Origin of the sequence: Sphingomonas sp. UBA978 (genome assembly GCF_002292295.1) — a bacterium.
Lineage (GTDB): Bacteria > Pseudomonadota > Alphaproteobacteria > Sphingomonadales > Sphingomonadaceae > Sphingomonas.
Map to the genome: position 1 here is coordinate 18,703 of NZ_DBBS01000007.1, position 14,192 is coordinate 32,894.

At 68.5% G+C, this 14,192-nt stretch carries 17 protein-coding genes; 5 read left to right on the forward strand and 12 right to left on the reverse strand.

Features of this window, described 5'->3' with window-relative positions:
* The first annotated feature begins 127 nt into the window (after nt 1-127).
* The gene (locus B2515_RS03310) at nt 128-1,126 is read left to right on the forward strand and encodes a ligase-associated DNA damage response exonuclease (RefSeq protein ID WP_293873674.1); all 999 of its coding nucleotides are present in this window, start codon (nt 128-130) and stop codon (nt 1,124-1,126) included.
* Between the two features lie 216 nt (nt 1,127-1,342).
* Here the strand turns inward: B2515_RS03310 and B2515_RS03315 are convergent, their stop codons facing one another.
* The 6 genes from B2515_RS03315 to B2515_RS03340 all read right to left on the reverse strand — a co-directional run bounded on the left by B2515_RS03315 (nt 1,343) and on the right by B2515_RS03340 (nt 6,609).
* On the reverse strand, nt 1,343-2,179 hold the full coding sequence (locus B2515_RS03315; protein WP_293873676.1) for an endonuclease/exonuclease/phosphatase family protein: 837 nt from the start codon (nt 2,177-2,179) through the stop codon (nt 1,343-1,345).
* Complete coding sequence (rpoN, locus tag B2515_RS03320; protein WP_293873678.1) at nt 2,176-3,654, reverse strand: RNA polymerase factor sigma-54; 1,479 nt, start codon at nt 3,652-3,654, stop codon at nt 2,176-2,178. The genes B2515_RS03315 and rpoN overlap by 4 nt, the downstream gene beginning before the upstream one ends.
* A gap of 162 nt (nt 3,655-3,816) precedes the next feature.
* Complete coding sequence (gene lptB, locus B2515_RS03325) at nt 3,817-4,596, reverse strand: LPS export ABC transporter ATP-binding protein (RefSeq protein WP_293873681.1); 780 nt, start codon at nt 4,594-4,596, stop codon at nt 3,817-3,819.
* A 189-nt stretch (nt 4,597-4,785) separates the two neighbouring features.
* A complete protein-coding gene (locus B2515_RS03330; protein ID WP_293873683.1) occupies nt 4,786-5,331 on the reverse strand; it encodes an LptA/OstA family protein in 546 nt (181 codons plus the stop codon).
* Nucleotides 5,332-5,337: 6 nt separating this feature from the next.
* Nucleotides 5,338-5,979, reverse strand: a complete 642-nt coding sequence (lptC, locus tag B2515_RS03335; RefSeq protein WP_293873685.1) for an LPS export ABC transporter periplasmic protein LptC — start codon at nt 5,977-5,979, stop codon at nt 5,338-5,340.
* A 9-nt stretch (nt 5,980-5,988) separates the two neighbouring features.
* Nucleotides 5,989-6,609, reverse strand: coding sequence for a ribonuclease D (locus B2515_RS03340; RefSeq protein WP_293873688.1), 621 nt, complete (start codon nt 6,607-6,609; stop codon nt 5,989-5,991).
* 270 nt (nt 6,610-6,879) lie between these two features.
* On the opposite strand from B2515_RS03340, the gene B2515_RS03345 reads away from it, so the two are divergent.
* Nucleotides 6,880-7,722 (forward strand): cold-shock protein, encoded by an 843-nt coding sequence (locus tag B2515_RS03345; protein WP_293873690.1) that lies wholly within the window; start codon nt 6,880-6,882, stop codon nt 7,720-7,722.
* Nucleotides 7,723-8,117: 395 nt separating this feature from the next.
* The gene (locus B2515_RS03350) at nt 8,118-9,011 is read left to right on the forward strand and encodes a glutaminyl-peptide cyclotransferase (RefSeq protein ID WP_293873692.1); all 894 of its coding nucleotides are present in this window, start codon (nt 8,118-8,120) and stop codon (nt 9,009-9,011) included.
* 4 nt (nt 9,012-9,015) lie between these two features.
* Here the strand turns inward: B2515_RS03350 and B2515_RS03355 are convergent, their stop codons facing one another.
* Both B2515_RS03355 and B2515_RS03360 read right to left on the reverse strand, forming a co-directional pair.
* Nucleotides 9,016-9,408, reverse strand: coding sequence for a hypothetical protein (locus B2515_RS03355; protein WP_293873694.1), 393 nt, complete (start codon nt 9,406-9,408; stop codon nt 9,016-9,018).
* 114 nt (nt 9,409-9,522) lie between these two features.
* The gene (locus tag B2515_RS03360) at nt 9,523-11,139 is read right to left on the reverse strand and encodes a cisplatin damage response ATP-dependent DNA ligase (RefSeq protein ID WP_293873696.1); all 1,617 of its coding nucleotides are present in this window, start codon (nt 11,137-11,139) and stop codon (nt 9,523-9,525) included.
* A 50-nt stretch (nt 11,140-11,189) separates the two neighbouring features.
* On the opposite strand from B2515_RS03360, the gene B2515_RS03365 reads away from it, so the two are divergent.
* Nucleotides 11,190-12,008: a metallophosphoesterase gene (locus tag B2515_RS03365; RefSeq protein ID WP_293873698.1), complete on the forward strand. Its 819-nt coding sequence runs from the start codon at nt 11,190-11,192 to the stop codon at nt 12,006-12,008.
* Nucleotides 12,009-12,026: 18 nt separating this feature from the next.
* On the opposite strand, the gene B2515_RS03370 is transcribed toward B2515_RS03365, so the two are convergent.
* The 4 genes from B2515_RS03370 to B2515_RS03385 form a co-directional block, all read right to left on the reverse strand.
* Entirely contained in the window at nt 12,027-12,212 is a 186-nt protein-coding gene (locus B2515_RS03370; RefSeq protein WP_293873700.1) for a DUF1328 family protein, read from the reverse strand.
* A 59-nt stretch (nt 12,213-12,271) separates the two neighbouring features.
* Nucleotides 12,272-12,763, reverse strand: a complete 492-nt coding sequence (locus B2515_RS03375; protein ID WP_293873702.1) for a Dps family protein — start codon at nt 12,761-12,763, stop codon at nt 12,272-12,274.
* 110 nt (nt 12,764-12,873) lie between these two features.
* Nucleotides 12,874-13,440: a TMEM165/GDT1 family protein gene (locus tag B2515_RS03380; protein WP_293873704.1), complete on the reverse strand. Its 567-nt coding sequence runs from the start codon at nt 13,438-13,440 to the stop codon at nt 12,874-12,876.
* 1 nt (nt 13,441) lies between these two features.
* A complete protein-coding gene (locus B2515_RS03385; protein ID WP_293873706.1) occupies nt 13,442-13,777 on the reverse strand; it encodes a hypothetical protein in 336 nt (111 codons plus the stop codon).
* Nucleotides 13,778-13,953: 176 nt separating this feature from the next.
* Here B2515_RS03385 and rpmG point away from each other — a divergent pair, with 176 nt between their 5' ends.
* On the forward strand, nt 13,954-14,121 hold the full coding sequence (gene rpmG, locus B2515_RS03390) for a 50S ribosomal protein L33 (RefSeq protein WP_254289072.1): 168 nt from the start codon (nt 13,954-13,956) through the stop codon (nt 14,119-14,121).
* Nucleotides 14,122-14,192 lie beyond the last annotated feature (71 nt).

Sequence of the window (14,192 nt, forward strand, 5' to 3'; positions counted from 1 at the left end):
CGTCACCCTCACCCCGCGGCAATGCTGCCGCCTTGCCCCTCGCCCGATGGGAGAGGGGAAGAGCGCCGGCGGCGCGAAGGGGTGAGGGTGAACGGGAACCGACCAGCATCCCAACCATATAGGTAGCATGGCACGATTGGGCGACTGGCTGGAACCGCATCCGCACGGCATCTATGTGAAGCCCGCCGACGCGTGGATCGACCCGTCGGAGCCCGAGGCGCGCGCGCTGGTGACGCATGGCCATGCCGATCATGCCCGCGGCGGCCATGGCGCGGTATGGGCGACGCCCGAGACGCTGGCGATCATGGATGCGCGCTATGGCGAGCAGGCGGGCCATCCGGTCGGCTATGGCGAGGCGATGCGGATGGGCGACGTGACGGTCGGCTTCGTGCCGGCGGGCCATGTGCTGGGATCGGCACAGATCGTGCTCGACTATCGCGACGAGCGCGTGGTGGTGTCGGGCGACTATAAGCGGCGGCCGGACCCGACCTGCGCGCCGTTCGAGCCGGTGAAATGCGACGTGTTCGTGACCGAGGCGACCTTTGCCTTGCCGGTGTTCCGGCATCCGGACACGGGAGACGAGATCGACAAGCTGATCGCGCGGCTGCACGCCAATCCCGATCGCTGCGTGCTGGTCGGCGCCTATGCCCTGGGCAAGGCGCAGCGGGTGATCGCGGAACTGCGCGCACGGGGGCATGAGGCGCCGATCTATATCCATGGCGCGTTGCAGCGTCTGTGCGACCTCTATGCCGAACATGGCGTGCGGCTGGGCGAGCTGTTGCCGGTGGCGGAGGCGAAGAAGGCGGACATGGCGGGGCATGTCGTGATGTGCCCGCCCGGCGCGCTCAACGACCGCTGGTCGCGGCGACTGCCCGACCCGATCACCGCAATGGCGAGCGGGTGGATGCGGGTGCGGCAACGGGCGCGGCAGAAGAACGTCGAGCTGCCGCTGATCCTGTCCGATCATGCCGACTGGGACGAACTGACCGACACGCTGTCGGAGATCGCGCCCAGGGAGGTGTGGGTGACGCACGGGCGCGAGGAGGCGCTGGTCCACTGGTGCATGACCCGCCAGATCAAGGCGCGCGCGCTGGCGCTGGTGGGGTTCGAGGATGAGGACGATTGAGGGGGGAGCCCGGGGAGTGATGGATTCACGCGAAGGCGCGAAGACGCAAAGATGTGGTGCGCGCGGAGGCGCGGAGAACGCGGAGGACGGGCGGGTTTGCCGCTGCCGCCTCGGACGATAACTGATGGGAATGGGCAGGGCCGCTGCGTGGACGCAGTTTTTTTTAGCGCGTACGCGCGATCACCTTTTCTTCGCGCCTTTGCGTCTTCGCGAGGATCAATTCTCTTCGAAGCCGAGCTTGGCCACCACCGGGAAATGGTCGGAGGGATAGCGCGCGCCATCGTGGCTGGTGATCGTTTCCACGGTCAGCGGGCGGAAGCCGCGGGTGAGGATCCAGTCGATGCGGCGGTCGGGCGTGCCGGTGAAGTCGTGGAAGGTGAGGGCCGGGCCCTGCGGGGCGGCGACCGCCTGCCACACGTCCTGCAGCGATGCCGTCAGCGTGGCGTGGGTCGGGGTGTCGGGGGTGGTGTTGAAGTCGCCGGTCAGCACGACCGGGTCCGTGCCGGCAATGGCGGGCAGGCGCGCGACGATCAGGCGGGCGGCCTTTTCGCGGGCGGGTTCGTCCTCGGCGCGATAGGGGAAATGGGTGTCGAGCAGGACGAAGCGGCGGCCGTCGCGTGTCCGGAAGCGGCCCCATGTGACCATGCGCGGCAGCGGGTGGCCCCAGCTGATGCTGCCGGGCACGTCGGGCGTGTCGGACAGCCAGAAATCGCCCTGTGCGAGCAGCGTCAGCCGGTCGGGGCGGTAGAAGATGCCCATATGCTCGTCGCCATGGCCGCCACGCCGGTCGCGGCCGAACCAGCGATAGCGGGGCAGCGCGCGGACGATGTCGTCGCCCTGGCTCCGGAACAGCTCCTGCGTCCCGAACAGGTCGGGATCGGCGGCGGCGACGGTTTGCGCGAACAGCGCGCGGCGGTTGGGCCAGACGTTGGCGCCGTCGCCCGGATTGGGCAGGCGTACGTTGAAGGTCATGACGGTCAGCGTCGCGGGCTTCGCCGCGCCGGTCAGCGCCAGCGCGGCGAGGGCGGCGAGCGTGGTGCGGCGGGAAATCATGCGCCCTCCAGCGTGCGCGCGCGGCGGCGCTGGACCGAGCTGCCGATCCCCATCGCCTCGCGATATTTGGCGACGGTGCGGCGGGCGATGTCGAAGCCTTTGGCCTGCAACAGTTCGACCAGAGTGTCATCGGACAGGATCTTGGCGCCCTCGCCGGCGATCAGCGCGCGGATCGCGCTCTTGACCGCTTCGGCCGAGACCGCGTCGCCACCGTCGGCCGCCTGAATCGCGCTGGTGAAGAAATATTTCAGCTCGAAGACGCCGCGTGCGCAGCTGAGATATTTGTTGCTGGTGACGCGGCTGACGGTCGATTCGTGCATCTCGATCGCGTCGGCGACGCGGGCGAGCGTCATCGGCTTGAGATGGGCGACGCCCTTCAGGAAGAACGCCTCCTGCTGCTTCACGATCTCGGCGGCGACCTTGATGATCGTGCGCTGGCGCTGGTCCAGCGCCTTGATGAGCCAGTTGGCCGATGCGAGCGCATCGGACAGCCACGCCTTGCTCGCCTTGTCCTGCGGACCGTGGCTGAGCTCGTGATAATAGCGACGGTTGACCAGCACGCGGGGCAGGGTGGCGGCGTTGAGTTCGATGCCCCAGCCGGTCTTGGTCTTTGCGACGAACAGGTCGGGCGTCACCGCCAGCGCGGGTTCGCCGCCGTAGCGGCAGCCGGGCTTGGGATCGTAGCCGCGCAGCTCGCGGATCATGTCCGCCATATCCTCGTCGTCGACGCCGCACATCCGCTTCAGCCGCGTCAGCTCGCCGCGCGCGAGCAGGTCGAGATTGTCGATCAGCCGCGCCATGCAGGGATCGTAGCGGTCCGCCTCCTTCGCCTGCAACGCGATGCATTCGGCGAGGTCGCGCGCGCCGACGCCGGTCGGATCGAGCGTCTGGATGCGCGACAGGACCTGCTCCACCCGCGACAGCGACGTGCCGAGCCGGTTGGCGATGTCGAGCAGCGGCACGGTCAGATAGCCCGCCTCGTCGATCTGGTCGATCAGATGCTGGGCGATGAACCAGTCCGCGCCGTCGACCACCGCACCCGCCTGGGCGAGCAGATGGTCGGCGAGCGTGCCGTCGGCCTGTGCGAACGAATCGAAATCGAGATCCTCGCCGCCCGACCCGCTGCCGCTATTGCCGCCAGTCATCGACAAGGCGCCGTCGAAGCCGCCGCCGCCATCGGCGACGCTGTCCTGCTGGTGGCTTTCGGTCGCATAATCGACGTCGATCGGCTCGGCGGTGGCGGTGCCGCCGATCAGGTCGTCGCAGCCCGCCGGCTCTTCGCGCTCGACGCGTTCGGGGCGAATCACCTCGTCGGTCTGCGCCGCCTCGAGCAGCGGGTTCTTCTCGACCTCTTCGGCGATGAAGCCCTCGATCTCGAGGTTGGACAGCGCGAGCAGCTTGATCGCCTGCTGCAGCTGCGGCGTCATCACCAGCGATTGCGACTGGCGGATGTCGAGGCGCGGGGCGAGGCTCAAATGCCCCTCTCCCGACGGGAGAGGGAGGGAGCCACAGAAAGCGGCGGACGGGTGAGGGGCGATACGGACAGTGCGTCGCACCTGCCCTCACCCCGCGCCCCTCCGGGGCTTGCCCCTCTCCCGGTGGGAGAGGGGTGGAAGGCGAAGTCTTTCCGCATCACTCTACAGCGAGAAGCCCTCGCCGAGGTACAGGCGGCGGACGTTGGCGTCGGCGACCAGTTCCTCGGGGCTGCCCGCGAAGAGCACGCGGCCATCGTAGATGATGTAGGCGCGGTCGACGATGTCGAGCGTTTCGCGGACGTTGTGATCGGTGATGAGTACGCCGATGTCGCGGCGCTTGAGGTCCTTCACCAGATCGCGGATGTCGGCGATCGAGATCGGGTCGATGCCGGCGAAGGGTTCGTCGAGCAGCATGATCGACGGATCCGCGGCGAGCGCGCGGGCGATCTCGGCGCGGCGGCGCTCGCCGCCCGACAGCGCCATCGCCGGCGAGGCGCGCAGGCGGGTAAGGCCGAATTCGTCGAGCAGCTTGTCGAGCTTTGCGGGCCGTGCCGCCGCATCGGGTTCGGACAGTTCGAGCACCGAGGCGATGTTCTTCTCGATCGACAGGCCGCGGAAGATGCTGGTTTCCTGCGGCAGGTAGCCCAGACCGAGGATCGCGCGGCGATACATCGGCAGTTTGGTGATATCCTCGCCGTCGAGCATGATCCGGCCGGAATCGGGCTTCACCAGTCCCATCACCGAGTAGAAGCAGGTCGTCTTGCCGGCGCCGTTGGGGCCGAGCAGGCCGACGACCTCGCCGCGGTCGACCGACACCGAGACGTCGGTGAGGACGACGCGCTTGTCGTAGGATTTGGCGATCGAGATCGCCTGCAACCCGCGGCTGACCGGCGCTTCGTGAATCGCCTCGGCGGTCTGCAGGTCGGAAACGGCGGCGTCCATGGGCGTGATGCCTCGCAGCAATGGGTTACCGAAGCCCTGCCTTGGCAGGGTTCGTGCATGTCGGTGCGTCATGGCGCGCGGGAGGGCGCGAGGGAAGCCCTGTTTCGGTGGATCGTGGCTCCCGTCCGCCACAAAGGGACGTCATCCCCGCTCAGGCGGCGATGACGAGGCGATGGATTCGGGAAAGGGTCAGTCGCGCTTCGGAACGGAGAAGGTGCCGGTGACGCGGCCGCCCGGTGCCGCCGTGGTGGCGCCGCCGGTCGCGCCGCTCGACCCGCGTACCGACGATCCGTCGATCACGGCGCGGCCGGTATCGAGGTTGATCGTCAGCCGGCCGCCGTTGACGGTGTTGCCGCCCTGCGTCAGCGTCACCGCACCGAGCATGGTGATGACGCGGCGGTTGAGATCGTAGATCGCGAACTGGCTCTTGGCGGTCTGGTCCGGCCGGCGGACGGTGACGCCGCCGCTGGCGTCGAGTCGCGACACCTGCGGATTGCCGCCGACGACCTGCCCGGTATAGCTGACGGTCATCCGCGCGGCGTTGAGCGTCATCTCCGCCTGCTTCACCGACACGCTGCCCGACAGCACCGCGCGATTCGCCTTGTCCTGCAATTCGATGTTGTCGGCGCCGAAGTCGATCGGCGCGTTCGAATTGTGCGCGGTCTGCGCCGCCAGCGGCGTGCCGACGGGCAACAGGGCGGTGAACAGCAGGGCGAGGAAAAGGGGCAAGCGCATGATGCGCTATTTCGTCCCTCGCGGCACGAACCGCAAGCGGGCATTGCCGCTGAGCCGCACGGTCCGCCCCTCGAGGTCGGCGCTGAGCGTGTTCGCGCTGAAATTGCCCTGCGGCACGGTGCCGGTGACCTTGCCCTGGCTGTTCATCGTCTTGGACTTGAGATCGATCGTCGCATCGCTGGTGTCGAGGCGATAGCCGTTGGCGGCGCGGAAGGCGATCGGGCCGTCGACCTTCATCTGTTCGGTGTTGAGGTCGTAGCGCCCCTGATTGGCGCGCAGCGTCGCCGGGCCGTCCTGCAGCGCGAGATCGGCGGCCATGCCGTTGATCTGCACGACCGGCACACTGCTGCTCTGCTGCACCGCCGATCCGGCATTGAGCGCGAACGCCTGCCCCTTGTCGTCCTGACCGCGATAGGTGGCGGCCTGCAGCTTCATCCGCTCCTTCGCCACCTCGACCTTGTTCTTGTCGAGGACGAAGGACACCTCGTTGCCCGCAGTCAGCGGCGCCATCACGAGGAAGGCGGCGAGCACGCCGATGCCGACCGGCAGGCCGGTGTTGAGCAGCGCGACGAACCGGTCGTGCCGGCCGCCGGGCGCGGCCCAGCGCTGGCGTGCCGAGCGCACGCGGTCCGCGACGGCGGAGCTCACCGGCGCGACTCAGGCATGGGCGAAGATGTCGATCTCTGGCCAGCCGGCGAGGTCGAGCGCGGCGCGGGTCGGCAGGAAGTCGAAGCACGCCTGCGCGATCGCGGTGCGGCCCTCGCGCGCCAGCCGCCGGTCGAGCTCCGCCTGCAGGCGATGGAGGAAGCGGACGTCGCTGGCGGCATAATCCTTCTGCGCGTCCGACAGTTCGGGCGCGCCCCAGTCCGACGATTGCTGTTGCTTGCTGAGTTCCTGCCCGAGCAGTTCGCGGACCAGCTCCTTCAGCCCGTGCCGGTCGGTGTAGGTGCGGATCAGGCGCGAGGCGATCTTGGTGTCATAGGCCGGTGCGGCGACGATGCCGAGATAATGCTGGAGCGCGGCGATGTCGAAGCGGCCGTAATGGTACAGCTTGACCCGCGCGGGGTCGCTCAGCAGCGCCTTGAGGTTGGGCGCGGCATAGTCGCTGCCGGCGCCGAAGCGGACCAGATGTTCGTCGGGGCCGCCATCGGACAGCTGGACGACGCAGAGCCGGTCGCGCGGGGTGATGAGGCCCATCGTCTCGGTATCGACGGCGATCGAGGCGCCGGGAGCGAAGACGTCGGCGGGGAGGTCTTCCTCGTGGAAGTGTACGGTCATGTGGCCGCCCTACGCGCCAACGCCGCCGCGCTCAATGGTTAAGCGTTCCGACGATCGCGGCGATTCGATGGCATACGGGCCACATGGCGGCAAGTATCGGTATGAGATGGGCAATAGCCGCGACGAATTTGTTCGCGACGACTTGTTTTCTGCGCTATGACGAGTCCCAAGGCGCAATAGGTTTGGCGCCCGAGGGCTCGCGTTCGTCGTCCGGCGCACGAGTATCTCGTACGGATAGGTTGCGGGCGAACCGGGAAGACGAACAGGGTTATGGGTTACGACAAAGGTGGCCGCGGCAATCGTGGCGGACGTGGTCGCGACAAGCGCGATGATTTCGGCGGCGGCAGCAGCGACTTCGGCGGTGGCAGCAGCTTCGGCGGCGGCGGTTTCGGTGGCGGCGGTTTCGGCGGCGGTGACCGTGGCGGCTTCGGCGGTGGCAGCAGCTTCGGCGGCGGCGATCGCGGCGGCTTCGGTGGCGGCGGCGGCGGCGGCTTCCGTGGTGGCGGCGGCGGCGGTTTCGGCGGCGGCGGTGGTGGCGGCTTCAGCGGCGGTGGCCGCGGCATGCCCCCGCAGGTCGTCGGCGAGGGCACCGGCGTGGTCAAGTTCTTCAACGCGCAGAAGGGCTTCGGCTTCGTCGTTCGCGATGACGGCGGCGAAGACGTGTTCGTTCACATCTCGGCGGTCGAACAGGCCGGCATGAGCGCACTGGCCGAGGGCCAGCCGCTCGGCTTCACGCTCGTCGATCGCGGCGGCCGCATCTCGGCGACCGAGCTGAAGATCGACGGCGAGCCGATGGCCGTCACCGAGCGCGCCCCCCGCGAGCCGCGCGAAGGTGGCTTCGGCGACCGTGGTCCCCGTCCCGCCGCTGGCGGCGCCGGTGGTCCGCAGCGTCAGCTGACCGGCGAGAAGGCGACCGGCACGGTCAAGTTCTTCAACGCGATGAAGGGCTTCGGCTTCATTCAGCGCGACGACGGACAGCCCGATGCGTTCGTGCACATCTCGGCCGTCGAGCGCGCCGGCATGTCGACCCTGAACGAGGGCGACAAGCTGCAGTTCGAACTCGAGGTCGATCGTCGCGGCAAGTACGCCGCGGTGAACCTGTCGGCCGCGTAAGCTTCCCGATTCGTCAGTAAGAGGCCCGGCCCGCAGATGCGGTGCCGGGCCTTTTGCGTTTTTGGGGCCGGGTGCGTGGACTCGGTCGGGCGGTGCTGGGGCCGATCGACATTCAGTTCTGACGGCCTGCAACTGGCGCTTTCGCGCGCTTCCGGTGCTCAATTACCGGACGGACGCTGCGCCCAAGTCACGCAAAACCCCGTTTTCGGCACGCCATTATCTGAATGTCGATTGGCGCTAGGTGGCTTTCCTCCCTCGTCATTGCGAGCGTCGCGAAGCAATCCAGGGCGTCCTGGTCCGGCTCTGGATTGCTTCGCTGCGCTCGCAATGACGAGGGGGGGCTTCCAAAACGGTCAAGCTTCGCCGCCGAATCGGCAGGCTGAGGCGGACAAATCGTGCCGGTCGCGCTATCGGACGAACGGATGGAGGATCGCGTGAAGACATTGCTGACGCTGGCCGTGGTCGGCGCGCTCGGTGCCGGCGGATGGCAGGTCGCGCATCCGGCGCATGCGACCGTGGCGCAGACCGCGCCGCAGGCGGCGCCGCCCGCCGTGCCTGCCACGACCGCGGCCGGCGTCCCCGTCTATGCCGCCGACGTGGTCGCGCGCTTTCCGCACGATAGCGGCGCATTCACCGAGGGGCTGCTGTTCTGCGGCGGCGCGCTGTACGAGAGCACGGGCAAGGAAGGCGCGTCCGACGTCCGGCGGGTCAACCTGGCGGACGGCAAGGTCGTCGCGCGGGGCTGGATCGCGACCGAACTTTTCGGCGAGGGCATCGCCTGCTGGCAGAATGCGCTGCTCAGCGTGACGTGGAAGACCGGGCTGGGCTTCCGCTGGTCGCTGCCGGCGTTGAAGCAGAGCGGCAAGCCGTTCCGCTACGCCGGCGAAGGCTGGGGCATGACCAGCGATGCTACGGGGATCATCCTGTCCGACGGCACGGCGACGCTGCGGCGGATCGACCCGGTGCGCTTCGCCGAACGCGGCCGGATCGCGGTGACGCTGAACGGCCGGCCGTTGCAGAAGCTCAACGAGCTGGAGGTGTATCGCGGGCGCATCCTCGCCAACGTCTGGATGACGGGGTTCGTCGCGCGGATCGACCCGGCGAGCGGTAAGGTCGACGGTCTGATCGACCTGCGGCCGCTGGTGGCGGAGATCGCCAGTGCCGATCCCGACGCGGTGGCCAACGGCATCGCCTATGACGCGGCGACCGACCGCCTGTTCGTGACGGGAAAATACTGGCCGACGGTGTACGAGATCCGGATCGGCGAGGAAGTCGGCCGCGCCGGCTGAACGATCAGGGCAGCGCCGGCACGGCGCAGGCCACGGGCGATTCCGCCAGCCACCGGCGGGCGTCGTCAAGCGTCAGGAACACGCGCAGCCGGGGGTGAACGAGCGTCCGTTCGGCCTGCACTTTGTTGAGGTGGCTGCCGACGACCACCGCCGCCCTGCCGCTGGTCAGCTGCATCCCGCCCCGCATGATCCCGGTAAGCAGGTCGGCGACCGCATGGCCCTGCACGGGAAATTCGAGCGATTCGACGACGACGTCGAAATCGGGCCGGACGGCGCGGGCCTCCTGCGCCCGGACGCCGACGTTCGCGGCAAAGGCGGTGACGTCCTCCGGCGTCCAGAAGCCCTTTACGATGAGCATCAGGTTGTTGGCGGGCGCATCATATTCGACATGGTACATGCGGTTCTCGGTCGCGACGGGGTGGCACGGGCGGCGCGACGATGCGAGCGATCAAGCCCCGCGTCCAGCAGTGATCGCGTGACGCTCCGACGCTACGGCAACCGGGCCATCGGTTCAGGTCACCAGCCGCTTGAGCGTGTCGACCCGGTCCGCCTCGGATGCGGGTTTGTCGGTCCTGATCCGGGCGATGCGCGGGAAGCGCATGGCGATGCCGGACTTGTGTCGGGTCGAGCTGTGGATCGAATCGAACGCGATCTCGAGCACCATCGTCTTTTCCACCTCGCGCACCGGGCCGAAGCGGTTGAGCGTGTGGCGGCGGACGAAGCCGTCGAGCATGCGCAATTCCTCGTCGGTGATACCCGAATAGGCCTTGCCGACCGGCAGCAACTCGCCCTCCTCGGTCCAGCAGCCGAAGGTATAGTCGCTGTAATAGGATGAGCGGCGGCCGCTGCCGCGCTGCGCGTACATCATGACGCAATCGGCGGTCAGCGGATCGCGCTTCCATTTGTACCACAGGCCGGCCCGGCGGCCGCCGACATAGGGCGAATCGCGGCGCTTGAGCATCACGCCCTCGATCGCGGCGTCGCGCGCGCCGGCGCGGATTGCTTCGAGTTCGGTGAAGCTCGCTGCCGCGATCACCTGGCTGAGGTCGAACCGGTCGGGGTCGAGGCGGGGGACGAACGCCTCCAGCCTGGCGCGGCGTTCGGTCCAGGGCAGCGCGCGCACATCCTCGGCGCCGTCGAGCAGGATGTCGTAGAGGCGGACGAAGGCGGGATAGTCGGCGAGCATCTTCGCCGACACGGTCTTGCGGCCGAGCCGCTGCTGGAGCGCGTTGAAGCTGGCGGCGCCGCCACCGCCGAAATGCTCTGCGTCGCGCGACCCGCCCTGTACCGCGCCCTTGACCAGCAATTCGCCGTCGACGGTGCCGGGGGTGGTGAAGGCGGCGGCGACATCGGGGAAGCTGCCGGTGACGTCGTCGCCGGTGCGGCTGTAGAGCCGCGTCTGGCCGGCGACATGGACGATCTGGACGCGGATGCCGTCCCATTTCCATTCGGCGGCATAATCGGCGAGGTCGACGCGCGCATCCTCCAGCCCGTGCGCGAGCATGAACGGGCGGAAGACGGGGACGTCGGCGGGCGTCGGCTGCTCGCCGGTGCCCTGCGCCCAGGCGAACAGCGACGCATAGGGCGGCGACAGGCCGTGCCACACCTCCTCGACCGCATCCACATCGAGGCCGAACGCCTGCGCCAGCGCGGTCTTGGCGAGGCGCGCCGAGACGCCGATGCGCAGGCCCCCGGTCGCCATCTTCAGGAGCGCGAACCGCTCCTCGGCATCGAGTCGGTCGAGCATCGCGGCGAGCACCGCGGGCGCGTCGGCGCGCGACAGGTGGCGCAGCGCATCGACCGCGGCGCTGATCGACAGCGGTGCGGCGACAGGCGTGGGGACGGGCGCGGCGGTCGGCGGGGGCCAGAGCAGCGCCACCGTTTCCGCGGTGTCGCCGACATAGTCGCGGCTCATCCGGAACAGCACGGGATCGACCCGCGCCTCGATCAGCGCGCGAATCTGCGCCGGCTTGACGCCGGGCAGGTCTAGATCGCCGGTCAGCGCCGCCATCGCCCAGCCGCGATCGGGATCGGGCGTCGCGTGCAGGTAATCGACGATCAGCTTCAGCTTCGCGTTGCGACCGCGGGTGTAGATGAGCGAATCGAGAAGCGCGGCGAAGGCGTGCATGAAGGGGGGAACGCATGGCGCGTTCGATCCGCTCCCGTTACGGATGCCTCATGCGCACGATCGGGTGGATGGCGACGGGGCTGGCCCTGATCGCCCTGGCGGTGGCGGGATGGTGGTATCGCAACGCGCTGGCCGATCCGGTCGAGCGGCGCGCGACGATCGTGTTGCCCGACTGGCCGCGTGGCGCGCAGCCGGTCATGATCGCGGCGCTCAGCGATATCCATATCGGCAATGCGACCATGGATGCGGCGCGGCTGACGCGTATCGTCGCGCAGATCAATGCCGCCGGACCCGATCTGGTGATGATCGCGGGCGATTATGTCGCAGGCCATGACGACGGGGTGGCGCGGGCCGGTGCGCGGGATCTGGTGGCGCCGTTATCGCGTCTCCGGGCACCGCTCGGCGTCGTGGCGGTGCTCGGCAATCACGACCAGTCGGTGCCGCAGGCGATCCGGGAGGGGCTGGAACGGGCAGGGGTCACCGTGCTGGACAATGCGGCCGTACAGCGTGGGCCGCTGGCGATCGGTGGCGCCGGCGATGCGTTCAGCCATCACCACGATCTGCCCGCGACGGTACGGGCGATGATGCCGCTACCGGGTGCGAAGGTGATTCTGACGCATTCACCCGACCTGTCGCTGGACGTGCCGCCGGGGATCGGCGTGCTGTTTGCGGGGCACACGCATTGCGGACAGGGCGTGCTGCCGATCATCGGGGCGCCCCGCGTGTTCTGGCAACCGGGACTGATGTGCGGGCTGGTCCGCCGCGGCGACCTGACGTCGGTGATCGGCGCCGGGCTGGGGACGAGTGGTGTGCCGTTCCGCGTCAACGCACCACCCGACTTCTGGCTGGTGACGCTGAAGGGGCACTGAGACCGCCCCCTCGTTGCGTCAATCGACCGCGTTCTTGACCGCCTTGCCGGCGACCAGGCTGATGACGAGGAACAGCAGGAACAGCGCGATCGCGATGAAGAACAGGATCTTGGCGATGCCGACGAAGGCGCCGCCGATGCCGCCGAAACCGAGCAGTCCCAGCACGAGGCCGATGACGAGGAAGGTGAGGGCGAGCTTCAGCATGGCGAGGGGTCCTTCGTTCGAGTCCACCTTGAACCGAACGAAGGCCGCATCGGGTTCCCTCAGCTTTTCCGGCTGGCCTCGAACAGGAACCAGGCGCGCTCCTCGGCCTGGTCGGTCCATTCGTCGACGATGCCGCTGGTGGCATTGTCCTTCGCCTCGTCCGCCGCATCCTTCACGACGCGGAAGGATTCGACGAGCTTCAGATTGTCCTCGCGCAGTTCCGCCAGCATCGACGCGGCATCGACGAAATCCTTGTCGTTGTCGGCGATCGTCTGGCGGCGGCTGATGTCGCCGATCGAGCGGAGCGTGGTGTTGCCGGTCTTGCGAACGCGCTCGGCGATGGCGTCGGTGACGCCGAGGATCTGCGTGGCCTGATCGTCGAGCATCAGGTGATAGTCGCGGAAATGCGGGCCGGACACGTGCCAGTGGAAGTTCTTGGTCTTGAGATACAGCGCATAGCAATCGGCGAGCGAGGCGTTGAGCGCGTCGGCGACGGTGCGCGTGTTGCTGAGGTCGGTCGGCGTGTTCAGCGCCGGGTTGATGTCTGCCATGGAAAACTCCTGGAAAGGGATCGTTGCGGCAACGAACCGATAGCCGAAATGCTCCACCGCGCACCCGGCATTTTGCCCGACAGTCTGATCGAGCGGCTGGATCAGGCGCCTTAGATCAGCCGGAGCGCGCCGAGGCCGAGCCAGAGCGCGGCGGCGGCGAACAGGATCGCGATGCCGCGGCGCAGCGCGACGAGCGGCAGCGCGGTCCAGCCCGCCTCTCCCAGGATCGCGGCGGTAGCGATCGCCGCCAGCGAACCGAGCGTCGCACCGATCGCGGCGAGCCATGGCAGTTCCGCCCGCGCGGCGAGCGCCAGCACGACGAACTGCACGCCGTCGCCGAAGGCGAGAATGAACAGCCCGACAAAGCTGGTCGCGGCGGCGCCGATCCGCCAGCGCGACAGCCGGTCGGGCGCCTTGACCGGGAACAGCGCGCCGCCGCCCTGGAACAGCAGCGCGAGTGCGAGGAACAGCTGTTTCGCCTCCGGCGTCAGCCGCGGGGCGAGCAGCGCGCCCGCGGCGGCGGCGAGCAGCCCCGCGCCGAGCAGGGCGAGCGCGGCCATCGCGATGACGAGGCCGGGCGCACGATAGCGGTCGCTCAGGATCGCAGCGAGCCAGGCGGGCCGGTCGCCCATCTGCGCCAGAGCGGCGGCGACCAGCGCCGCCATCAATGCATCCATGTCAGCCCGCCAGCCGCACCGAACAGGCGGCGGCGAAGGTGTCGCAGGCGCGTACGTCCTGCCGCTCGCACGCCACGGCATCGCCGAGCACCGACAGCCAGCCGTGGACGAGCGCGCCATGTTCGCCACGCGACAGCGCCGAATCGACGAAATGCGCGACGGTGACCGCGGGGTTGAGCCCGTTGCGGTGCGCGATCAGGCGGATCTGGTCGATGTCGGGCTTCAGGTCGCGGGCGGCGCTATAAGGTGCCTTGACGTCGATGGCGGCGATTCGCGCGGCGAGGTCCGCCCGCACCGATTCCATCATCGTCATTTCGCGATCGACCACCCGCCCCATCGTGCCGCTCCATCGTTTTCAGGCGCGAACCTGCGCCCGCAATTGTAAGAGGGGGGTTAAGAGGCGGTTTGCGGGGGTTGCGCGGTTGACTTGGCGGCGGGTTTCCGCCATGCGCCGCGGCTGATCGAGCGGCGGCGTTGGTGCTGCCGCTCTCCTTGTTTTCAGGATTAGGGCTCATGGCCAAGCCGACTACCGTCAAGATCAAGCTCGTCAGCACTGCCGACACCGGCTTCTTCTACGTCACCAAGAAGAACCCGCGCACCAAGACCGAGAAGCTGAGCTTCAGCAAGTACGATCCGGTCGTGCGCAAGCATGTCGAGTTCAAGGAAACCAAGATCAAGTAAGCCTCTGGCGGCGGCATGACCGCCGTCGCTGCTTGCGCGATCGCCGGAAAGCCGTCTGCGCACCATGCGCC